At 71.5% G+C, this 21630-nt stretch carries 16 protein-coding genes and 1 riboswitch; of the genes, 7 read left to right on the forward strand and 9 right to left on the reverse strand.

Features of this window, described 5'->3' with window-relative positions; all coding sequences use genetic code 11:
* Positions 1 to 176 precede the first annotated feature (176 nt).
* The 6 genes from AC067Z_RS10765 to AC067Z_RS10790 all read right to left on the reverse strand — a co-directional run bounded on the left by AC067Z_RS10765 (position 177) and on the right by AC067Z_RS10790 (position 7672).
* Positions 177 to 1163, reverse strand: a complete 987-nt coding sequence (locus AC067Z_RS10765) for a hypothetical protein (protein ID WP_478789145.1) — start codon at positions 1161 to 1163, stop codon at positions 177 to 179.
* 158 nt (positions 1164 to 1321) lie between these two features.
* Complete coding sequence (locus tag AC067Z_RS10770; RefSeq protein WP_478789146.1) at positions 1322 to 2266, reverse strand: hypothetical protein; 945 nt, start codon at positions 2264 to 2266, stop codon at positions 1322 to 1324.
* Between the two features lie 158 nt (positions 2267 to 2424).
* Positions 2425 to 3630, reverse strand: coding sequence for a VWA domain-containing protein (locus tag AC067Z_RS10775; RefSeq protein ID WP_478789147.1), 1206 nt, complete (start codon positions 3628 to 3630; stop codon positions 2425 to 2427).
* On the reverse strand, positions 3627 to 6008 hold the full coding sequence (locus AC067Z_RS10780; RefSeq protein WP_478789148.1) for a DUF5682 family protein: 2382 nt from the start codon (positions 6006 to 6008) through the stop codon (positions 3627 to 3629). Before AC067Z_RS10780 ends, AC067Z_RS10775 begins: the two co-directional genes overlap by 4 nt.
* Positions 6005 to 7129 carry an ATP-binding protein gene (locus tag AC067Z_RS10785; protein WP_478789149.1) on the reverse strand — a complete coding sequence of 375 codons (1125 nt, stop codon included), beginning with the start codon at positions 7127 to 7129 and terminating at the stop codon, positions 6005 to 6007. The genes AC067Z_RS10780 and AC067Z_RS10785 overlap by 4 nt, the downstream gene beginning before the upstream one ends.
* A 129-nt stretch (positions 7130 to 7258) precedes the next feature.
* The gene (locus tag AC067Z_RS10790) at positions 7259 to 7672 is read right to left on the reverse strand and encodes an MmpS family transport accessory protein (RefSeq protein WP_478789150.1); all 414 of its coding nucleotides are present in this window, start codon (positions 7670 to 7672) and stop codon (positions 7259 to 7261) included.
* 135 nt (positions 7673 to 7807) lie between these two features.
* Between AC067Z_RS10790 and AC067Z_RS10795 the strand changes: the two genes are divergently transcribed.
* The gene (locus AC067Z_RS10795) at positions 7808 to 9205 is read left to right on the forward strand and encodes an SWIM zinc finger family protein (protein WP_478789151.1); all 1398 of its coding nucleotides are present in this window, start codon (positions 7808 to 7810) and stop codon (positions 9203 to 9205) included.
* A 10-nt stretch (positions 9206 to 9215) separates the two neighbouring features.
* Complete coding sequence (locus AC067Z_RS10800; protein ID WP_478789152.1) at positions 9216 to 10856, forward strand: DUF5691 domain-containing protein; 1641 nt, start codon at positions 9216 to 9218, stop codon at positions 10854 to 10856.
* Between the two features lie 607 nt (positions 10857 to 11463).
* On the opposite strand, the gene AC067Z_RS10805 is transcribed toward AC067Z_RS10800, so the two are convergent.
* Entirely contained in the window at positions 11464 to 11871 is a 408-nt protein-coding gene (locus AC067Z_RS10805) for a coenzyme B12-dependent isobutyryl CoA mutase small subunit (RefSeq protein ID WP_401651358.1), read from the reverse strand.
* Positions 11872 to 12251: 380 nt separating this feature from the next.
* Here AC067Z_RS10805 and AC067Z_RS10810 point away from each other — a divergent pair, with 380 nt between their 5' ends.
* Positions 12252 to 13097, forward strand: a complete 846-nt coding sequence (locus AC067Z_RS10810; protein ID WP_478789415.1) for an esterase/lipase family protein — start codon at positions 12252 to 12254, stop codon at positions 13095 to 13097.
* A 255-nt stretch (positions 13098 to 13352) separates the two neighbouring features.
* Positions 13353 to 14888, forward strand: coding sequence for a M23 family metallopeptidase (locus tag AC067Z_RS10815; protein WP_478789153.1), 1536 nt, complete (start codon positions 13353 to 13355; stop codon positions 14886 to 14888).
* A gap of 70 nt (positions 14889 to 14958) precedes the next feature.
* Here AC067Z_RS10815 and pcrA read toward each other — a convergent pair whose 3' ends face one another.
* Positions 14959 to 17394 carry a DNA helicase PcrA gene (pcrA, locus tag AC067Z_RS10820; protein WP_478789154.1) on the reverse strand — a complete coding sequence of 812 codons (2436 nt, stop codon included), beginning with the start codon at positions 17392 to 17394 and terminating at the stop codon, positions 14959 to 14961.
* Positions 17395 to 17657: 263 nt separating this feature from the next.
* Positions 17658 to 17819: riboswitch (cyclic di-AMP (ydaO/yuaA leader) on the forward strand.
* Positions 17820 to 17821: 2 nt separating this feature from the next.
* On the opposite strand from pcrA, the gene AC067Z_RS10825 reads away from it, so the two are divergent.
* Positions 17822 to 18976 carry a C40 family peptidase gene (locus AC067Z_RS10825; protein ID WP_478789155.1) on the forward strand — a complete coding sequence of 385 codons (1155 nt, stop codon included), beginning with the start codon at positions 17822 to 17824 and terminating at the stop codon, positions 18974 to 18976.
* 87 nt (positions 18977 to 19063) lie between these two features.
* Here AC067Z_RS10825 and AC067Z_RS10830 read toward each other — a convergent pair whose 3' ends face one another.
* Positions 19064 to 19417 carry a hypothetical protein gene (locus AC067Z_RS10830; protein WP_478789156.1) on the reverse strand — a complete coding sequence of 118 codons (354 nt, stop codon included), beginning with the start codon at positions 19415 to 19417 and terminating at the stop codon, positions 19064 to 19066.
* Between the two features lie 332 nt (positions 19418 to 19749).
* Between AC067Z_RS10830 and AC067Z_RS10835 the strand changes: the two genes are divergently transcribed.
* Entirely contained in the window at positions 19750 to 20805 is a 1056-nt protein-coding gene (locus AC067Z_RS10835) for a C40 family peptidase (RefSeq protein ID WP_478789157.1), read from the forward strand.
* A gap of 10 nt (positions 20806 to 20815) precedes the next feature.
* On the forward strand, positions 20816 to 21577 hold the full coding sequence (locus AC067Z_RS10840; RefSeq protein WP_478789158.1) for a GNAT family N-acetyltransferase: 762 nt from the start codon (positions 20816 to 20818) through the stop codon (positions 21575 to 21577).
* Positions 21578 to 21630 lie beyond the last annotated feature (53 nt).

Consider the following 21630-nt stretch of genomic DNA (forward strand, 5'->3'; position numbering starts at 1 on the left):
CGGGTGCGGCAACGGCCCACGCGGAGGTGCGCGGGAAGGGACGGCCTCCTGGGGTTCGGAGGCCGTCCCTCATGTCCGGCACCTGGTCGGTGGCCGCGGGTTCCCGGGGCCGGCACCTGGCGGGTGCCGGCCCCGGGAGCCGTACGACCCCACATGGCGGACGCAGGCGTTCGGTCTCAGATGCCGTAGGGAAGGTAGCTCGGCGTCACGTCGGAGACGACACCCTGGACACCGGAGACTGCGTTGCCCGCGAGCGGAGCGGCGTCACCCGTGACGTTGCCCGTCACGCCCTGGGCGAAGGGCCGGACCTCGGAGACGACACCGCCCGCGAACGGGGCGACGTCGCCGGTCACGCCGTACGCCAGGCCGGTGGCGCTGCCGCCGACCCCCTGGGCGAGCGGCTGCACATGGTGGACGACGCCGTCGACCAATGGCTGGACCTCGGAGACGACGCCACCCACGAACGGGCCGACCTCGCCGGTCACGCCGTAGGCGAAGGGCTGCACCTCCTCGGAGACGCCATGGGCGAAGGGCTCCACCTGACCGGTGACTCCGTAGGTGAACGGGGTGACGCCGGAGACGACGCCGTGGGCGAGGGCGTCCGCGTCACCGACCGCCTGGCCGGCAACCGGCTGCGCGCCGGCCACGGCGGTGGCCACGACGGGCGGCAGGACGGCCGCGGACGTCTCGTCGACGATCGGTCCGGACGCCGCGACGACGCCCTCCGCGCGGGCCTCGGCCTGGGCAGGGGTCTGCTGCACCTCGGACGTGAACGCGGACAGCGGGCCGAAGAGGTAGTCGATCTCAGTGTCGACCTGCGGCGCCTGCACCTGCGGAACATCGACATGTTCCGCCCGGACCTGCGGGGCGTCGAGCTGCGGGGTGTGGACCTGCGGGGCGTCCACGGCCGGCAGCTGGGCATCGGGGACGGACGGTGCGTCGTACGACGGGACGTCCGAGGACGGCAGTTCGGCGCCGACGAGGCCGGAGCCGACCGAATCAACGGTGTCGGCGGCGGCGTCGGACGCCGCGGACACCTCGTCCGGCGTCGAGAGCGGCACGGAGACGGGCAGCTCGTCGGCGCTCGCGGCAGCGGTGCCGAGGGCCCACATACCGGTTGCGGTGGCGGCGACGGCTATGGAACGACGGATGTTCTTGTTCATGCTCGGGTGTTCCTTCGAATTCGATCGGCGGCCCGGAATCGGCGGCCCCGGGAGCGGCCCTGAGGACGGTCCCGTGACGGAAAGCAGGGAGATTCCGGGGTGGAGGGCAGACCTGCCCACCCCCGCGCGGCAGGTCAGGAGGCGGGGGAAGGCCTGCCCTAGCCGGGGAATTCGAGAATGTCGCGCGGCGTGTCGCGGGTCGGCGGCTCGGCCGCCGGAGGGACGGTGCCGGACGCTGTCGCGACCGGCGACACGTCGGCGAAGTCCGCCGGCTGCTGGTCGCCCGAGCGGGGCGTCTGGTTCTCGCCGGTGTGCTGCAGGGCGCCGTGCACGAAGCCGCACGGGCCGAACGGCTGCGGAGCCGGAGCGGGCGCGTGGGCCGGCACCGCTACGGGCGCGAACCGTGTGCCGGACAGCTGCTCCGGGTGAGCGGCGCCGCCGTCGTGCCCTGCTTCGGCGAGGCCGAACCGGCCTCCTGCCGACGGCACTCGGGCCGCCGTGCCCGCGGCCTGCGCCGCCTCCGGGCCGGTGAGCGGTCCGATGCCCACGGCGGGACCGGTGCCCGTCACAGGGACCTGCACACCGGGTCCGTCGGGGAACGGGCCGCCTCCGGGGGCCCCGGGCAGCTCGCCCGGGGCCGGAAGCGGAAGCACACCTGTCAGCGGCCGCGTGAGCTCCCGCACGGCTTCGGCGACAGGGCGGACCGCGGTGCGCACGGCGTCCACCGACTCCTCGGCGGCGCCGCGGATTTCACCCGCGGTGCGGCGCGGCGAGGCGTCCTGGCGGGGAACGGAGCCGTCTGGGACGGGCACGGAAGTGGCGCTGCCGCCCGACGCGGTGGAGCCGGAACTCGGCGCGGTGGAGTCGGAACGAGGCGTCTTCGCCGAGGTTTCCCCCTCCGGGCGGTCCGCGACGTCCGCGCCCGCCTCGATGCCGACGGGTTCGGCCGCCGGGGCATCGGCGGCATGCGCCTGGCCGCCGAAGAGCAGACCGAGCGTCAGCAGTCCACCGAGGAAAAGCAGCACACGCAGCGCACGCGACCCGGCCACCGCTCGGCGCAGGGCGCGCGGAACGGCAGCGGGAGAGAACGCTGCGGAAGTCACGTGGAGAACCTTCTCGGTCGGGGACCGGCACGATGCTCGCACGAGCCTCCCGGGGCGACGCAAGTCCCGTGTTACTGATGAGTCGCCATGCCCCGACCTATGGCTGATGCACCGCCATGTCCCGTTATGGTCACCCTGATGCCCCCACGCGACGCGGATCAGACCACGGCCGGGACCGGCAGCGGCCGCTTCTCCAGCGCGGCCGCCATGACGTCCGGGAAGAGGTCCGGCGTACAGGCGAAGGCCGGTGCGCCGAGGGCCGCCAGCGCCGCCGCGTGCTCGCGGTCGTATGCCGGTGCCCCCTCGTCGGAGAGCGCGAGCAGAGCCACGAACTGCACGCCTGACGCCTTCATCGCCGCCACCCGCTTGAGCATCTCGTCCCGTATGCCGCCTTCGTAGAGGTCGCTGATCAGGACGACGACGGTGTCCGCGGGCCGCGTGATCTGCGACTGGCAGTACGCCAGGGCCCTGTTGATGTCCGTCCCGCCGCCGAGCTGCGTGCCGAACAGCACGTCGACCGGATCGTCCAGCTGATCCGTCAGATCGACGACTGCCGTGTCGAAGACGACGAGCCGCGTCGCGATCGAACGCATCGAGGCGAGAACGGCCCCGAACACCGAGGCGTACACGACGGACGCGGCCATCGAGCCCGACTGGTCGATGCAGAGGACGACTTCCTTCTTCACCGATTGGGACGCCCGCCCGTAACCGATCAGCCGCTCCGGGACGACGGTGTTGAACTCCGGCAGGTAGTTCTTCAGGTTCGCCCGGATCGTGCGGTCCCAGTCGATGTCGCGATGGCGCGGCCGACTGATCTTCGCCGAGCGGTCGAGCGCACCGGTCAGTGTCGAACGCGTCCGCGTGGCGAGCCTCTTCTCCAGATCGTCGACCACCTTGCGCACCACCGCCCTCGCCGTCTCCTTGGTGGTCTCCGGCATCACCTTGTTGAGGGAGAGGAGCGTGCCGACGAGATGGACGTCGGCCTCCACGGCCTCCAGCATTTCCGGCTCGAGCAGCAGCGTGGACAGACCGAGCCGCTCGATGGCGTCGCGCTGCATGACCTGGACGACGGAGCTGGGGAAGTACGTACGGATGTCACCGAGCCAGCGCGCGACGGACGGGGCGGACGCGCCGAGTCCCGCCGAGCGGTTGCCGCCCCGGCCGCCGTTGCCGGCACGGGCGCCGTAGAGCGAGGTGAGGGCACCGTCCATGGCGGCGTCCGTGCCGCTCAGGGTGCAGCCGGTTCCATCGGCCGCGTCCCCGCCCAGCACGAGCCGCCACCGGCGCAGCCGCTCGTCGTGCGTGCTCTGCGTGGCCGGGTGCGTGGCGGTGTGCACCGCGCTCTGCGCCGCGTTCTGTGTCATCGGGCCACCCCAGCGAGGTCGTTGTCGTCGATGCCGTTTGTTTCGATACCGAGGAGCAGATGCAGCACGGGAAGGACGGCATCGGCCCGCTCCTCGTCCAGGCCGGGTCCGAAGCCGGCGATCGCGGCCGTGCCGTGTGCCGGGCCGGCCGCCGTGCCCGGGCCCCGGCGCAGCAGCTCGCCGAGGGTCCGGCGCACGCCCGGCTCGTACGCGGAGAACGTGCGGCGCAGCAGCGGCAGCACGTCCGTGAACGCTTCCGCCGGCACCCCGGTCAGCCAGGAGTCGACCAGGCCGAGCAGCCGTTCGTCGTGCACCAGCAGCAGTCCGCCGCCGGACGCCCCGCCGACGAACCCCTCGATCCACGCCGCCGCCTCGGCGGGCGGTGTGGCCGGGGAGAGGGCGAGGGCCATCAGCCGGGCGGCGTCGTCCTCGGCGAGCCGTCCGTCGTCCAGCAGCAGCCGGGCGGCGCGACCGCGTATGACGCCCGGGACGGAGTCGCGCCCGGCGAGCTTGTGCAGGACCGCGGTCCAGCGCTCGGTCATCCCGCCGTTGCCGGGGAGCAGTCCGACGGCGGTGTGCACACCGTCGATGTGGGTGCGCATCTCCGCGGCGCCGTCCGCGTCGAGGCCACTGCACGCCGGTGGCAGTCCGACGCAGATCCGCTCGGCGAGCCCCGCCGCGACCTCTGCGAGCGCGGCCGTGTCGGTGGCCCGTACATCGCCGTACCGCAGGGAGCGTGCCAGGGCCGGCAGCGCCTGGGCGAGCCGGCTCACGTCGGTGTCGAGCGCCGCGCGGTCGGCGAGCGCGGTCATCACCACCGGGAGCGCGTCGCCCAGTTCGGCGAAGAGACACTGCTCGGCGAGCGCGGTGACCTCTGCCAGAGCCGTCGCCGCGAGTGCCTGGGACTCGGCCTTCGCCGTGGCCGCCGAGAGCACGGTCGTCCCCCACACTCCCGCCTCGGCGACCTTGACGAACAGCTCGGGCTCCCAACGCAGCCGCCATGTCTCCCGGAACGTGCCGGTGCTCCCCCGCCCCGCGGCCGGCTCGCCCCAGCCGACGCCGAGGAGGCGCAGCCGGTGCAGCAGCCTGCTCCTGCCGGCGTCCCCGTCCTTGCGCAGGTCCAGCTCCAGCTCGCGCTCCATCGCCTCCGGCTTGAGCCGCAGGCTGCGCTGCTGACGGGCCAGATCGCGCTGGAGCGGCACGGACGGTGCCGCGTCCGGCACCGCGCCGAGCACGTCGCCGACGACGAGCCGGTCCCTGATGAGGTCCAGCGGCTCCTCGGAGCCGTCGCACATCACGGCCCGCACTGCGTCGGTGGTCTCGCTCAGCCCCGCGAGCGGACGACCGCGTACGACGGCGAGGGTCTCGGCGAGCCGGACGGCCTCGATGACATGGGCGGACGACACCATGCGGTCCTCGTCGCGCAGCAGCCCGGCGACCTTGGTCATCCAGCGTTCGACGGGCCGGTCCTGCACGGCGAACAAATGCCCGTACCAACCGGGCGAGTCGATGCCCGCGCCGTATCCGGAGTGGCGGGCGAGGCGCCGGTTGGTCCATGGCACCCAGGTCATCTCCGTCTTGACCTTGGCCAGCCCCTTGAGGAGGGCCCGGTCGGCGGAGACGGTCGTCTTCTCGGCGAGTGCCGGTACGTGCCAGGCACCGCAGACAACGGCTATCCGGTCCCCGAACTCCTTGCGGGCGGAACGGATCTGGAGACGCATATGGGCCTCACGGGCGAGGTCCCGCTCGTGTCCACCGTGTCCGTACGTCTCGCGAAGGGCGGCCATCGCCTCGCCGAGCGCGAGGAACGGTGCGTACGCGTCGTCGCCCGCCGAACTGTCGCCGTCCCGGCCGCCGTTCCGGCTCCCCCGGTGCTCGACGACGTCCTCCCACCATCGCTCGGGATCGTCGTATCCGGCGGCCCGGGCGAGCTCACCGATGGGATCGACCCGCACGCCGCCCTGCTCGGGCGCGGTATCCGGTTCCGAGCCTTGCACCGCGTCCGGGACGTCCGGGTCCGACGATGCTTCCGGGACGGCCTCCGGATCGGGGTCGTCCGCCGCCAGCGAGTGCGCGGCGGGCAGGTCGATGAAGCGGACCGGCACCTCGTGGGCGAGGGCCCAACGAATCGCCACCCACTCGGGGCTGAACGCGGCCATCGGCCAGAACGCGGCACGGCCCGGATCGTCGACCGCGTGCGCGAGCAGCGCGACCGGCGGGCTCATCTCCGCGTCGGCGGCCAGCGGCAGCAGAGCATCACCCTCGGGCGGACCTTCGATCAGGACGGCCGCAGGCGAGGCCGCGTCCAACGCGGCCCGCACGGCCCGTGCGGAACCCGGCCCGTGGTGGCGGACGCCCAGCAGGAGCGGGCCGGTCATGCGCTCACCTCACGGCAGGCGCGGTAGAAGTCCTTCCAGCCGTCCCGCTCGCGCACCACGGTCTCCAGATACTCCTGCCAGATCACGCGGTCGGCCGCCGGGTCCCGGACGACGGCGCCGAGGATTCCGGCCGCGACGTCCTGGGGACGGAGCACGCCGTCGCCGAAGTGCGCGGCGAGCGCGAGACCGCCGGTGACGACGGAGATGGCCTCGGCCGTGGAGAGTGTGCCGGACGGGGACTTGACCTTGGTGCGGCCGTCCGTGGAGACGCCGTCGCGCAACTCCCGGAAAACGGTGACGACCCGTCGGATCTCCTCGAGCCCCTCCGGCACTGCCGGCAGGTCGAGCGATCGCCCTATCTGGTCCACGCGGCGCGCCACGATGTCGACCTCCGCGTCCGGCGTCGCCGGCAGCGGGAGCACCACGGTATTGAACCGCCTGCGCAGGGCGCTGGAGAGGTCGTTGACACCGCGGTCGCGGTCGTTGGCCGTGGCGATGAGGTTGAACCCCCGCACCGCCTGGACCTCCTGGCCCAACTCCGGTACCGGCAGGGTCTTCTCGGACAGGATCGTGATCAGCGTGTCCTGCACATCGGCGGGGATGCGGGTGAGCTCCTCGACGCGCGCGGTCATGCCGTCCGACATGGCCCGCATGACGGGGCTGGGCACGAGTGCGTCGCGGCTGGGGCCGTGCGCGAGCAGCTGCGCGTAGTTCCACCCGTACCGGATGGCCTCTTCCGGTGTCCCGGCCGTGCCTTGCACCAGCAGTGTCGAATCGCCGCTGACGGCGGCGGCGAGATGCTCCGACACCCATGTCTTCGCCGTGCCGGGGACACCGAGCAGCAGCAGGGCGCGGTCGGTCGCCAGCGTGGTGACGGCCACTTCGACGATCCTGCGCGGGCCCACGTACTTGGGTGTGATGACGGTGCCGTCGGCGAGCGTCCCGCCGAGCAGATAGGTGGCGACCGCCCAGGGCGACATCCGCCAATTCACGGGTCGCTGGCGGTCGTCGAGCGCGGCGAGCGCCTTCAGCTCGTGGGCGAAGGCGTCCTCCGCATGCGGCCGCAGCGCCTCGGCTCCGCCGGCGGCCGGGACCTCGGAAACGGTTGCGGACACGGTCATGGATCCCCCTCCAGATCGTTCGACCAGATCGTTCGATCCGATGTGGGATCCACCGTGCACCACGCCACTGACAGTCGACCGAATCCGCAGGCCGAGGGCCACTTGCGGGCGTTGGAGGCCCGGACGGGCCTACTCGGTGCCGATCGGGGACTCGGCGATGCAACCACCTGCGGTCAGCAGCCCCTCGGCCGTCTCCTCCTTCAGCACCTTGCCCTTGTACGTGATCTTGCAAGTGACCTCGGAGCCCTCGGGATCGGCGGCCACGGGAATGACGCTCGACGGCATGATGCCGCGCAGCGTGACCGTCTTCTTCCACGGCAGCTGGGGCTTGTCCACGGTCTCGGGTTTCGGGTCCATCGCCTTGCCGCCGCCGCCGTTGAAGCTGATCGAGTCGACGTTCTTGCCCGTGACCTCGTAGGTGACCTCGTACGGCTCGTCCACGGCCTTGTCGACCGCGTCGACCGCCTCGGAGCAGGCGGTCAGGCCGAAGGCGAGGCCGGCGGTGGCGACGACGCAGAGAAGGGTGCGAGCGGAACGGTTCATACCGGATTCCTCGGATCTCGATGGGTCTGGATGCCCGAACAAAAGCGCAAAGAAAAGGCAAAGTCAAACGCCTTTAGATCGCACCCCTTCACAGGTCAGAGCCGGTTGTCAGTGGTCGCCCGTAGCGTCGACCACATGCTGCGACTCAACGGGGGAGAGCCCTCGAACCCCCCGACGACGGGGGTGCGCTGGACATCGGAACAGGTGCTGTCACTGGCTCCTGACGATGCCTCACGCAAAGCGGGGAACAAACTGTCCGCGGCCGGACCGTGGTCCGGCGCGGGCTGCGACGACGCGGGCGCCGTGTGGGGCCTGTGCAAGGGCAGCGGGAGCCGTCCGTACCGGACCGTGGTCGACACCACGGGCCCTGCCTACAAGTGCAGTTGTCCGAGCCGGAAGTTTCCGTGCAAGCACGCGCTCGGCCTGCTGCTGCTGTGGACCGCGGACGAGCAGAGCGTGCGGGGCTCGGCCGTGCCGGACTGGGCCGAGGAGTGGCTGTCCGGCCGCAGGAAACGTGCCGCCGACAAGGAGACGGGCACGGGGGGCGCGGGCGCAGCCGCGCAGAGCGCCGACCCGGAGGCGGCGAAGCGACGTGCGGAGCGCCGGACGGGACGGATCACTGCGGGCGCCACGGAGCTGGAGCAGCGACTGGCCGACCTGCTGCGCGGCGGCCTCGCGGCGGCAGAGCAGTCCGGATACGGGCTGTGGGAGGAGACCGCCGCGCGCATGGTCGACGCCCAGGCCCCGGGACTCGCGGGCCGGGTGAGGGAGTTGGGGGCGATACCGGGCTCGGGACCCGGCTGGCCGGTTCGGCTGCTAGAGGAGTGTGCCCTCATCCATCTGCTGGATTCGGCATGGCTGGCACGCGAGCGCCTCCCGGCGCCGCTGGCGGCCACCGTGCGTACCCGGGTCGGGCTCCCGTCGGCCGCCGACGGCGAGCGGCTGCGGGACCACTGGCTGGTCCTCGCCCAGTACGACAGGTCCGACGGCAAGCTCACGACGCGCCGCATCTGGCTGCACGGCGACCGGACCGGGCGTACGGCTCTGCTGCTGTCCTTCGGAGCCGCCGGCCGCCCTCCGCAACTGGCCCTGCCCGTGGGCCTGATGATCGACGCCGAGCTCACCGCCCACAGCGGAGCCGGGCAGTTGAGAGCGGAGCTGGGTGAGCCTGCGTCCGCGACCGTCCCGATGTCCACCCCACCGCCGGGCGGGACATGCGCCGCGGCCGTCGAGGCGTACGGGCGGGCGTTGCGCGACGATCCGTGGCTGGAGTCCTGGCCGGTCACGCTCAAGGACGTCGTCCCGGTGCCCTCGGGGGAGGGCTGGCAGCTCGCCGACGTGACGGACGAACGGGCGTCGGGCGGTGACGCGCTGCCCATCGCGCCCGTCGCGCTCACCAGGCCCGGACTGTGGAAACTCGTCTCCCTCGCCGGTGGAGGACCCGTCACCGTGTTCGGCGAGTTCGGCCATCAGGGCTTCGTCCCGCTGACCGCCTGGCCTCGGGACCTGTCGGAAACGGTCGCGCTCACCTGAAGGAGGCTCCATGACCATCACTGGTACCGCCGCAGAATCCGCCGCCTCGCCGTGGGAGGAGCTCGTGACGTGCGCCCTGCTGGGCACGGACCGGCGCACTCCCCCGGTGGATCTTGTGTCGCCGGGCAAGGAAGCCCCCATCGCCCTGCTCGACGCGGCCGCCCTGCACACCGTGCGGCGCAGGGCGGGCCTCCAGCCCGCCCGCGCCGACACGGCCGAACGGCCGGATCCCGCTCCGCTCGATGCCCGCCCTCCGCTGCCCGCCGCAGCACGGCAGCGGCTCGCCCAACTCCTGGCGGACCGTTCAGGATCACCGGGCTCCGGCGGCAGGCGCGGCACCTCGCCCGACCTGACGGAGCTGCTGCCCCAATGGCTGACCGCCGCCAACAGTCACGGTTACCAGGCGCCGCCCGCACTGCTCCCCGCCCTGCTGGACGCGGCCCGCGGACGTACCGACCTGCGGCCGCTGGCGCTGACGTTCGCCGGGTCGCGCGGCCTGTGGCTCGCCCGTCTGAACCCGGAGTGGAAGTTCGCCCTGCGCGGCGGCACGGCCGGGGCGGGGCTGCCCGCGCCGGACGAAGCCGACGCCGTGCGCCGCTTGTGGGAGGAGGGCCTGTTCGCCGAGCGCGTGGCCCTGCTGTCGTCGGTGCGGGCACACACACCCGAGGCGGCGCTCGCCCTGCTGACGACGACCTGGACCACCGAGCGTGCCGAGGACCGCCTGATGTTCCTCGACTCGCTGCGGGCAGGACTCTCCGGCACGGACGAGCCGTTCCTCGAGCAGGCGCTGTCCGACCGCAGCCGCAATGTGCGTGCCATGGCCGCCGAACTGCTCTCCGGCCTGCCGAAGTCGGCGCTCGCCGGCCGCATGGCGGCGCGGGCGGCCACGTGCGTCGCGCTGGACCGCAGCGGTGCGGCGGACGGGGTGAGTGCGGTGATCACGGTCGAGGCGCCGCACGAATGCGATGGGGACATGCAGCGCGACGGCGTCGTCCCCGCAGCGCCCTCGGGCCGCGGCGAACGGTCCTGGTGGTTCGGCCAGTTGGTCGAGGCCGCCCCGCTGTCCACCTGGCCGGCCAGGCTCGGCGGGCGTACGCCGGAAGAGATCATCGCGCTGCCCGTGAGCGACGACTGGGCCGACGAACTGCACGCGGCATGGTGCCGTGCGGCAGTACGGCAGGGGGACGCGGCCTGGTCCCGCGCCCTGCTCGGCCCGCCGGGCGCACCGCCGTCGACCGGTCCCGGCACGACGTCCCTGGCCGAGCGCTCGCAGCTGCTGGCGACGCTGCCGCAGGAGGAGCGGGCGGGCTGGGTGGCGGAGTTCATCGCGGCGCACGGCCTGTCGGAGGCGTTCCAGCTGCTCGGGGTGTGTGCGGTGCCGTGGGCGGAACCACTGGGTCGTGCGGTCGTCGATGCCCTCGACATCGCTCGCGACGCGGGCAGCTACCCGTGGAGCTTCAGCGGTGTGATGGGCTTGGCGGAACGCTGCCTGGATCCGTCGGAGGCGCACCGCCTCGATGCCCTGACGGCGACCCCGGACGAACAGGAGGATGCGTCGCCGGGTGCGGGCGGTTACTGGTCGGAGGCGTTCCAGCGTCTGGTATCGACGCTGCGTTTGCGCGCGACGATGCACATGGAACTGGCCCGGTAACGGGGGCGCTGGGCCCCCGTGGTCCCCCTGCCGGGGGCTGGTGGTGGGTGCGGGGGCTGGTGGTGGGTGCGGGAGCCGGGGCCTCCGGAGGGGGTACCCGGACTGCTTTCCCGTACTTGCCGGTCCCCTGCTCACGACGCCCTACGTCCGGGCACGCCCCTCCTCCGACCCCGTCCCCCTCGGCCCGTCCCACACCTGACGGCCGATGGTCGTCGCCGATGACGGACTCGCTCCCCGTAGGGGGCGGGTGCGGACAGCCACCCACCGGGCGGAAGCGAGACGACCGCACCGGGGAGGGGGACGCGCAGGGGGCGTGTTCGGGACGTAAGGCGTCGTGAGTCTGGAGTGACGCAAGTAAGGGAAAGCAGTCCCGGACATGCCCCCGGAGCGGCACCCGGACGCCGACCACACGGACCCGGCCACGCCCGAGAGGCCCATCACGCCGGCCACGCCCAAGCGCGCACCCGGACACCGAACCACACGGCCCGGCCACGCCCAAGCACATGGGCCCGGCCACGCCCACGGACCCGGCCACGCACAAGCGCGCGTGACGCCCCCGACCCGGCAACGCTCGTCAGTCTGACCCGGTCCGCCGCCCGCCCAAGGGCTACGCAGCTACGCGGACGTTCGCGTTCACCCATTCCACGATCGACGCCGTCGTCGCCCCCGGCGTGAAGATCTCCGCCACGCCCTTCTCCTTCAGCGGCGCGATGTCCGCCTCCGGAATGATCCCGCCGCCGAAGACCTTGATGTCCTCCGCGTCGCGGTCCTTCAGCAGCTCGATGACCTTCACGAAGAGCGTGTTGTGTGCGCCGGACAGGATCGAGAGACCGATCGCGTCCGCGTCCTCCTGGATCGCCGTGTCCACGATCTGCTCGGGGGTCTGGTGCAGCCCCGTGTAGATGACCTCCATACCGGCGTCGCGCAGCGCCCGCGCGATCACCTTCGCGCCGCGGTCGTGGCCGTCGAGTCCCGGCTTGGCCACCACCACACGAATCGGACCCGTCACACCCATCACTGCCTCCACATACCGACTGCTGCGCCGCCTCGGGCACGGGTCCCCGCGTCCGGGCGGACCGCGGAGAGTGAACGAACGTTATCTGCAGATGTCCAGCATCCCGCAACCCGCCGTTTCACGGTGGACAGCGAGGGGGAAATCACACATGGGACATCTTTATCGCTGAGCGCCCGCCCCGCAGGGACGGCCGCAAGGGGAGCCGCCGCAAGATCCACACAGGTCGCCGCACCTCCAATGCCGACAGCCGCACGGCCGGAGGTGCGGCGCCGCCGCCTTCGCAGCGCGCGCCCCCACGAGGGCACACCGGGGCGAGCCGTCCCCGGTGCGCCGGTCGGGAGGTCGCCGTGAAGGTTTTGGCCCTGCCTCTGCCCCTGCCGCTGCCCGGCTCGCAGCTCGCTTCACAGCTCACCGCGTGCCTGCACGGACTGCGCTGCCTGCGCCTTCCCACCGCGCTGCTGCGTGCCACCGCCCTGGAGCTCGCGATACTCGCCGGGCATCTCGTGCTGTATCCGACCGGCCTCACCCCGGAGCGTCCGCCCCGTCGGCGTACCGCGCCGGACGCGACGCAGCTGCCCGCTGCCCTCGCAGGCGTCGTGCCCACCGTCCTGCTGCACGGCTTCGTCGACAATCGCTCCGTGTTCGTACTGCTACGCCGCGCGCTCGCCCGGCGCGGCCCGCACCACATCGAGTGCCTCAATTACTCTCCTCTGACCTGCGACATCCGCGCCGCCGCCGATCTACTCGGCCGCCATGTGGAGAAGATTTGCGCGCGGACCGGGCAGAGCGAGGTGGACATCGTCGGCCACAGCCTCGGCGGCCTGATCGCCCGCTACTACGTACAGCGCCTCGGCGGTGACCGCCGGGTCCGTACGCTCGTCACGCTCGGCACCCCGCACTCCGGGACGACGGTGGCGCCGCTCGCGGGAGCGCACCCGATCGTGCGCCAGATGCGGCCCGGCTCGACGGTGATCGAGGAACTGCGCCTTCCCGCCCCGGGCTGCCGTACGCGCTTCGTCAGTTTCTGGAGCGATCTCGACCGGATCATGGTCCCCGTCGAGACGGCCTGCATCGACCATCCGGACCTTCTCGCCCAGAACGTACGAGTGAGCGGAATCGGCCATCTCGCACTGCCGGTTCACCCCGCGGTCGCCGACTCGATCCACGAGGCGCTCGCGTCGGGTGCGACGGAAGCGGGTCCGGCCGGCGCGGCCTCGGTCGCCTGAGGACGGAGGCTCCCGCGACTGCGCCGTGGAGTCCCGGGTTCCGACATCGAGTCGAACGCTTCTCGAACGTAGGGCCAAAGCTGTGCCCACAGTCCGCCGAAAGACGGCTGAATGCCCGTTTCCTGATTGCGGAGATGCCGCCGAAGATTGTCGGCATCGCATACCGCCGGGTACAGTCGCGCCACTGCTTCCCCCGGGGGCCCCTGTCTTGTGGCCTCTGATGCAGATCCTGCTGCCGAGGCGAGAGAGAAGTTGGTGAACGACCAGCACGCCCATGCCGGGTACGCCGGCTACACCACCGGCAGCTTCGATTCCGACCCGCTCTTCGGCGCTCTTCCGGGCAGTTACGAAGCGGGGCACAGCGGCCAGTACGACGCGACCCAGTGGGCCGCCGGGACGCACGAGACCGCCGGTTACGACGCCTACGCGTCGGCGCAGCAGGTCCAACAGCCGCAGTACGACCAGCAGTACGCGCAGTACGACACCACCGGGCAGTGGGACGCGAGCGCGTGGAACCAGGCCGGGCAGACGGGCCAGTACGAGACCGCCGCTGCGACGTTCGCCTACGACACGACGGGACAGTGGAACGCCACGTCCTTCGACTCGGGCGCCTACGACGCCACCGCCTGGAACGCGGGCACGGCAACGTCCCCGGCAGGGCTCGTACCGCAACAGTTCACGCCGGAGCACGAGTTCGTGCCGGCCGCCGAGTACGACAACGGCTACGCCGACTACCAGGCCTCCGAGATTCCGTACGCGGAGCACGAGGACATCCCGTACGGCGAGCCCGCTTACCAGGACGGCGAGTATCCCGCCGCCGAGTACCAGGACGTCGCGCCCGCGAGCGACACCGAGTACCAGGGCGAAGAGGACCGCACGGACGCCACTGCGGAACCGGCGTACGAGGACGACTACGTCTACGGGAACGACGCCGAGAGCGACGCCGGCACGGATGCCGAGTCGGAGCACAGCGCCCTGACGCAGACCATGGCCGCCATGCCCGTAGCGCCTGTCACCCCGCGCCCCGTCCGCCGTTCCGGCAGCGGCGGCCGCGGTCGGCGCCGTACGCCCGCCAAGCGCTCCGCACTCCTCACCGTCGCCGTACCCTCCGCCTGCGTCATGGGCGTTGCCGGTATCGCCGCCGCTTCGGTCGGTGGTCTCGCCGACAGCGAGGCGAAGGACGACACGTCCAACCTGGCGGCCGCGGATCCGGCCTCGGTCAAGCAGGTCGCCGCCAACAGCAAGATGGACACACAGCTCGCCGCACTCAGCGAGGACGCCCGCGACTTCGGTGACCGCGCCTCCCGCACCCAGGAGCGCATCGATCTCAAGGAGCGCCAGGAGGCGGAGCGCAAGAAGCGCGAGGCGGAAGCGGCACGGCGGGAGGCGCTGCGCCCCAAGTTCGTGCTTCCCGTGAAGCAGGACGGTCTCAGCGCGTACTACGGGCAGTCGGGCGTCAACTGGATGTCGCTGCACACCGGTATCGACTTCCCCGTCCAGTACGGCACTCCGGTCATGGCCGCGACGGACGGCACCGTCCGGACCCAGTGGAACGGCGCCTACGGCAACATGGCCATCGTGACCGCGGCCGACGGCACCGAGACGTGGTACTGCCACCTCAGCAGCACCAAGATCCGCAGTGGCTCCGTCAAGGCCGGCGACGTCATCGCCTACTCGGGCAATTCAGGCAACTCCACCGGACCGCATCTGCACTTCGAGGTGCGTCCCGGCGGCGGCGCGGCGATCGACCCGCTGCCGTGGCTCCGCGGGCACGGCATCGACCCGACCTGAGCAGACTCTGACACGAACCGCCCGGCCCTCTCACGAGGGCCGGGCGGTTTCTGTCATGTAGGCCGGTCCGTCAGAGCTTTTCGACCGGTGCATACCGGAGCAGCAGGCGCTTCGGCTTCTCGTCGCCGAAGTCGATCGTCGCCTGCGCGTCCGAGCCGGATCCCGTCACCGCCACCACGGAGCCGAGACCGAACTGGTCGTGTGTGACGCGGTCGCCGACGGACAGCGCGATCACGGGCTTGTCGTTCGTCCGCCGCGTGGCGAACCCGGACGCGCCCCCTCGCGCACGCGACGACGAGAGCGACGAGGTGATGCCCGACGTCGGCCCGGCGGGCGCGGACATCGGTCCCTTGCGCTTCCAGTCGAGGTGCGCGCCCGGGATCTCCTCCAGGAAACGCGACGGCGGGTTGTACGAGGGCTGGCCCCAGGCGCTCCGCATCGACGACCGGGTCAGATACAGGCGCTCGCGGGCGCGGGTGATGCCCACGTAGGCGAGGCGCCGCTCCTCCTCGAGCTCCTTGGTCTGTCCCAGGGCGCGCATGTGCGGGAAGACGCCGTCCTCCATACCGGTCAGGAAGACGACGGGGAATTCGAGGCCCTTCGCGGTGTGCAGGGTCATCAGCGTGATGACGCCGGTGCCCTCCTGATCCTCGTCGGGGATCTGGTCGGAGTCGGCGACGAGCGCGACCTTCTCCAGGAACTCGGCGAGCGTGCCCGCGCCTTCCTCCTCCGCGCGGTCCTGCTCGAACTCGAGTGCCACGGCGGCGAGTTCCTGGAGGTTCTCGATGCGCGTCTCGTCCTGCGGGTCGGTGGACGCCTGGAGTTCGGCAAGATAGCCGGTCCGCTCCAGGACGGCCTCCAGCACGACCGCGGGCCCCGCGCCCGAGTCGACGATCGTGCGCAGTTCCTCCATCAGCACGTTGAACCGCTTCACCGCGTTCGCCGAGCGGGCCGCCATTCCGTACGCCTCGTCGACGCGGCGCAGCGCCTGCGGGAAGGTGATCTTCTCGCGGAGCGCGAGGGCGTCGATCATCGCCTCGGCGCGTTCACCGATACCGCGCTTGGGGACGTTGAGGATGCGGCGCAGCGGGACGTTGTCCTCGGGGTTGGCCAGGACGCGCAGATACGCGAGGACGTCCCTGACCTCCTTGCGCTCGTAGAAGCGCACTCCGCCGACGACCTTGTAGGGCAGGCCGACGCGGATGAAGATCTCTTCGAAGACACGGGACTGGGCGTTCGTCCGGTAGAAGACGGCGACGTCGCCGGCCTTCGCGTCGCCCGCGTCGGTGAGCCGGTCGATCTCGTCGGCGACGAACTGGGCCTCGTCGTGCTCGGTGTCCGCGACATAGCCGGTGATCTGGGCGCCCGCACCGGCGTTGGTCCAGAGGTTCTTGGGGCGGCGGGACTCGTTGCGCTCGATGACCGCGTTGGCGGCGGAGAGGATCGTCTGCGTGGAGCGGTAGTTCTGCTCGAGCAGGATCGTCGTCGCGTCCGGGTAGTCCTCCTCGAACTGGAGGATGTTGCGGATCGTCGCGCCGCGGAAGGCGTAGATCGACTGGTCGGCGTCGCCGACCACGCACAGCTCGGCGGGCTCCAGGTCCTCGTAGCCCGTGCCCACCAGCTCGCGTACGAGTGTGTACTGGGCGTGGTTGGTGTCCTGGTACTCGTCGACGAGGACGTGGCGGAAGCGGCGCCGGTAGTGCTCGGCGACGTCGGGGAACGCCTGGAGGAGATGGACGGTCGTCATGATGATGTCGTCGAAGTCCAGGGCGTTGGCCTCGCGCAGCCGTCCCTGGTACATCCGGTACGCCTCGGCGAGCGTCTTCTCGAAGCCGTCCACCGCCTGGTCGGCGAAGGTCTCCTCGTCGATCAGCTCGTTCTTCAGGTTCGAGATCTTGGCGCTGAAGGACTTCGGCGGGAACTTCTTCGGGTCGAGGTCCAGGTCGCGGCAGACCAGGGACATCAGCCGCTTCGAGTCGGCGGCGTCGTAGATCGAGAACGACGAGGTGAAGCCGAGCTTCTTCGACTCGCGGCGCAGGATGCGCACGCACGCGCTGTGGAACGTCATGACCCACATCGCGTTGGCCCGCGGGCCGACCAGCTGCTCGACGCGCTCCTTCATCTCACCGGCGGCCTTGTTGGTGAAGGTGATCGCCAGTATCTGGCCGGGGTGCACATGGCGGGTGCCCAGCAGATGCGCGATCCGGTGGGTGAGCACACGGGTCTTGCCGGAACCGGCTCCGGCGACGATGAGCAGAGGGGTGCCCGTGTGCACGACCGCGGCACGCTGCTCCACGTTCAGCCCCTCGAGCAGGGCCGCAGGGTCGACGGCGGGGCGCGGGTGACCGTCGCGGTAGTACCCGTCGCGGGCCGGGGGCACGTCGTAGGCGCCCTGGAAGAGGTCGTCCGGGATCGGCTCCGGGGCGTGCTCCTCGGGCGGGGGCGGGTGCTCCTCCGCTCGGGGCTGGAGATCCGCCAGGAAGCTGTCGTCAAAGAGGCTGCTCATCGCTTATCGAGTCTAGGCGGCCGGACCGACAACCCGGTGCCGTATGCCGATCCGGCCCCGGACATCCGTCCGCACGCGGAGGCGGACGCGTTCCGTGACCGGGCGGATCCGGTGCGCCACACGTACGGCCGGAAGTCCTGCTCACCGAAAAAGGTCACGAAAATGTATCGGACATATCGAACATCAACCTTCACAGCAGATGCACGAGTTGGCTAGCGTGCTCGACCAGACGGCCCGTACCGCCATGGCGAACCCCGCCATCCGCGCCGTCTCCGCCGAATCCGGGCTTTCCGTAAGGAAGTTCAGAACCGGGGACCCACATGCACTATTGGGGTGAATCGGACCGCGCTCCACTCGGTCCGTAGGGCATCTTCCGTTCCGCCCGAACCCGTCAGCTAACCCGGTAGGCGGTTCACGGAAGAAGGAGATGCCGGCCTTGGCGTCGCATCGCAGGATCCGCAGCCGTAGCGTAAAACCCTCCCCTGCCGTCGGGTTCACGACGGCCGCCCTCGCCGGTGTCACTCTGCTGTCGACGCAGAGCGCCACCGCGGCGCCGACCGACCCGAAGCCCTCCGTCGAGGACGTGCAGAAGAAGGTCGACGACCTGTACCGGCAGGCCGGCACCGCGACCCAGGAGTACAACCAGGCGAAAGAGGCCACCGAGGAGAAGCGCCGCGAGGTCGACACGCTGCTCGACGACGCCGCCAAGCGCACCGAGAAGCTCAACGAGTCGCGCCGTGCCCTGGGGAACTACGCCGCCGCGCAGTACCGCACCGGTGCCGTCACCCCGACCGCCGCCCTGCTCTTCGCGGACAGCCCTCAGGCGTACTTCGAGCAGACGCAGCTGATGGACCGGATGACGGACCAGCAGCAGAGCGCGATCACCGAGTACGAGACCGAGCGCGCCGCGGCCGCGAAGCAGCGTGCCACGGCGACGAAGCGGCTGGAGTCGCTGACCGACTCCCAGAAGGCCCTGCGCATCAGCAAGCAGAGCGTCCAGACGAAGCTGGCAGAGGCCCGGACCCTGCTCTCGAAGCTGACGGCCGAGGAGAAGGCCCGTCTCGCCGCGATCGAGCGGGAGAAGGAGGAGGAGGCCCGCCGCAAGGCCGAAGCGAAGGCCGAGGCGGAGGCGCGTGCGAAGGCGGAGGCCGAACGGCAGCGCCAGGAGCGCGAGCAGACACCTCCGGAGACGGGCACGGGCAGCGGTACCGGCACGGACGACGGCAGCTACGCGGCGAAGGCCGACAAGGTCCTGGCCTTCGCCCGCTCCCAGATCGGCAAGCCGTACGTCTGGGGCGCGACCGGCCCGAGCTCGTACGACTGCTCCGGACTGACCCAGGGGGCCTGGAAGGCGGCCGGCGTGGACCTGCCGCGCACCACCTGGGACCAGGTGAAGGTCGGCCAGCGCGTCGCGACGGCCGATCTGCTCCCGGGCGACCTGGTCTTCTTCTACGACGACATCAGCCACGTCGGCATCTACATCGGCGACGGCAAGATGATCCACGCACCGAAGCCGGGCGCGAACGTCCGCGAGGAGTCGATCTACTACATGCCGATCTACGGCAGCGTCCGCCCGGTCTGACCGGCATCGGACACACGGATGCCCGGGCGGTCCACCCGCCCGGGCATCCGTGTGTACGCGGTCAGGCCGCGGCGTCCGCGGGGCTGGTCACGTCCACAGCGTCGCGATGAAGATGTTGGCCACGGTCAGCCCGCCGACCGCGCCGAACAGGGCCTTGTCGACCTGTTCCTCGTCACGCTTGACGTAGACCAGCCCGAGGATCACCACCAGCACCGCCAGCTTGATGCCGATCTTGACGTTGTTCACCGTCTGGTCGTCGGCCTGGTTGAGGCCCACCAGCGCCACGCCGGTGACCAGCATCGTCAGGGCCCCGTGCAGCATCGCCGGGGTGAAGCGTGCCGTGCCCGCGCCCATCGCCTTCATCTGGGTGAGGAAGCCGCCCAGCAGGGAGGCGATGCCGATGATGTGCAGGGCGACGAAGACTTTGATGAGTACGTCCATGGGCCGAGCCTAATCCTCGCCATACCACCCCTCCGGGGCCGGGTGGGCCGCATCCGACGCATCGGTCAGTGCGCGTCGGCAACCCGCTCCCGCGGCACCGGACCGGTGCGAAGAAAACGAGCAGCGACGACCGGCTTCGGACAGTTCCGCTCCTTACGTCTCATGGGCGTGGCGGCCAGGTTTAGCGTCCTGCACCAGGTGGCCGGCTCCCCACCCGCCGTTGTGCAGCCGGAGGGCACCCGGCCGCCACCGCCGAGAGATCCGGCGGCGCGCCGCTCCCCCTGTGCGGTGCGCCGCCGGACCGCAGGTACGAGGAAGGACGTGGCGCCCCCGTGGCAGCGCACCGGAAACCGAAGCAGCATCCGCTCACCGGGCCGGCCGCCCGCACCGCGGCCACCCTGGCACTCGCGGGTGCTGCGACCACGACCGCCCTCGACGGCTCCGCCCACGCGGAACCCCGCCTCACCCCCGCCCAGATCAAGGCCCGGGTCGACAAGCTGTACCAGGAGGCCGAGGAGGCGACCGAGCGGTACAACGGCGCCAAGGAGCAATCCGGCAAGGCCCGTGCGTCGCTCGACGCACTGCGCGACGAGGCGGCCCGCAGGACCGAGCGGCTCAACGTCTCCCGCAACGCCCTCGGTTCGCTCGCGACCGCCCAGTACCGCTCCGGGACCATCGACCCCGGGCTGCAGCTCGCGCTGACCTCCGACCCCGAGGAGTATCTCGAGCGCGCCTCACTCGCCGAACGGGCCGGGGAGCGGCAGGCCGCCGCGATCGCCGGTGTGCACCGTCAGCTCGTGGACATCGGCAGGCTCAGGGCGCGGGCCGGCGAACGCATCGCCGAGCTGGAGGAACGGCGGCGCGAGCTGTCCCGGCACAAGACGACCGTGCAGGACAAACTCGCCGCCGCCGAACGGCTGCTGGCCCGGCTGACCGCCGAGCAGCGCACCCAGTACGCCGCCGGCGAGCCGGCCGAAGACACCGGCACCGACCGCGCCGACCGGTCCGCCACCCCCCGCGGCTCGCTGCAAGCGCCGAACAGCCGGGCGGCGCAGGCCGTGGCGTACGCCTACGGCGCGCTCGGCAAGCCGTACGTCTGGGGGGCGACCGGTCCGTCCTCCTTCGACTGCTCGGGGCTGACCCAGGCCGCCTGGCGCTCGGCCGGTGTCTCGCTGCCGCGCACCACCTACACCCAGATCAACGCCGGACAGCGCGTCTCCCGCTCCCAACTCGCCCCAGGAGACCTGCTCTTCTTCTACTCCGGCATCTCGCACGTCGGGCTCTACATCGGCGGCGGCCAGATGATCCACGCACCACGTCCCGGAGCGCCCGTGCGCATCGCACCGATCGACGAAATGCCTTTCGCAGGAGCCACCCGGGTCTCGTAGCATCCGGCGGATGGACCGCGACATACAACATCATGTGCGTACGCTCGCGCTGCGCTCCCCCGACCATCACCGCGTCGGACCGTTCGTCGTCCGCCACAGCCCCGACTGGCCCATCCCGCAGGCGAATTATGCGATTCCCGACGAAAACGCACGGCCCACCCCGGCAGAGATCGACGCCCTCGTCGAGACGTTCCGCTCGCTCGACCGGCTGCCGCGTCTGGAGTTCCTGCCGTCGTGCGCACCCCAGCTCGAAGCGGCCCTGCTGGCCGCCGGGTTCACCGTCGAACGGCGCGCGCCGGTCATGGCCGTGGCACCGGACGGGCTCGCCGTGCCGGAGCCGCCTGCCGGGATCACCCTGGCCGAACTGGAACACGACGCCGACTACCGGGCGGCGGCCGGGGTGCAGCATCTCGCGTACGGGGAGAGCGGGGAGCCGACGGAAGGCGAGATCAACTGGCTCCGCAGGGCCCAGGAGGGCGGCGGTGTCGCGGCGTTCGCCGTCGATGCCGTGGACGGCACCGCGGTCGGATCGGGCGGGTGCTCGGTCCCCGTGGACGGGCTCAGCGAGCTGGGCGGGCTCGCGGTCGCGGCGACGCACCGGCGCCGCGGCCTCGGCGCCGCGCTCGCCTCGTATCTGACGGCGAAGGCCTTCGCCCGCGGCTGCCGCGTGGTGTGGCTGGAGCCCGGCGACGCCTCGGTCGAGCGCATCTACGCGGGCATCGGCTACGTCCGGGCCGGAGAGAAGACGGACATGTCGCTTCCCCCGTCGTAGCGCTGTCACTCTCCCCGTCGTAGCACCGTCGCTCTCCCCGTCGTAGCGCCCTC

Source organism: Streptomyces sp. NPDC043812, from assembly GCF_056436245.1.

Coding starts and splice junctions, on each gene's coding strand:
- pcrA (WP_478789154.1), bottom strand. CDS start 17,394: ATGAGCAGCCTCTTTGACGACAGCTTCCTGGCGGATCTCCAGCCCCGA.
- AC067Z_RS10790 (WP_478789150.1), bottom strand. CDS start 7,672: ATGAACCGTTCCGCTCGCACCCTTCTCTGCGTCGTCGCCACCGCCGGC.
- AC067Z_RS10795 (WP_478789151.1), top strand. CDS start 7,808: ATGCTGCGACTCAACGGGGGAGAGCCCTCGAACCCCCCGACGACGGGG.
- AC067Z_RS10785 (WP_478789149.1), bottom strand. CDS start 7,129: ATGACCGTGTCCGCAACCGTTTCCGAGGTCCCGGCCGCCGGCGGAGCC.
- AC067Z_RS10765 (WP_478789145.1), bottom strand. CDS start 1,163: ATGAACAAGAACATCCGTCGTTCCATAGCCGTCGCCGCCACCGCAACC.
- AC067Z_RS10840 (WP_478789158.1), top strand. CDS start 20,816: ATGGACCGCGACATACAACATCATGTGCGTACGCTCGCGCTGCGCTCC.
- AC067Z_RS10780 (WP_478789148.1), bottom strand. CDS start 6,008: ATGACCGGCCCGCTCCTGCTGGGCGTCCGCCACCACGGGCCGGGTTCC.
- AC067Z_RS10805 (WP_401651358.1), bottom strand. CDS start 11,871: ATGGGTGTGACGGGTCCGATTCGTGTGGTGGTGGCCAAGCCGGGACTC.
- AC067Z_RS10775 (WP_478789147.1), bottom strand. CDS start 3,630: ATGACACAGAACGCGGCGCAGAGCGCGGTGCACACCGCCACGCACCCG.
- AC067Z_RS10830 (WP_478789156.1), bottom strand. CDS start 19,417: ATGGACGTACTCATCAAAGTCTTCGTCGCCCTGCACATCATCGGCATC.
- AC067Z_RS10825 (WP_478789155.1), top strand. CDS start 17,822: ATGCCGGCCTTGGCGTCGCATCGCAGGATCCGCAGCCGTAGCGTAAAA.
- AC067Z_RS10800 (WP_478789152.1), top strand. CDS start 9,216: ATGACCATCACTGGTACCGCCGCAGAATCCGCCGCCTCGCCGTGGGAG.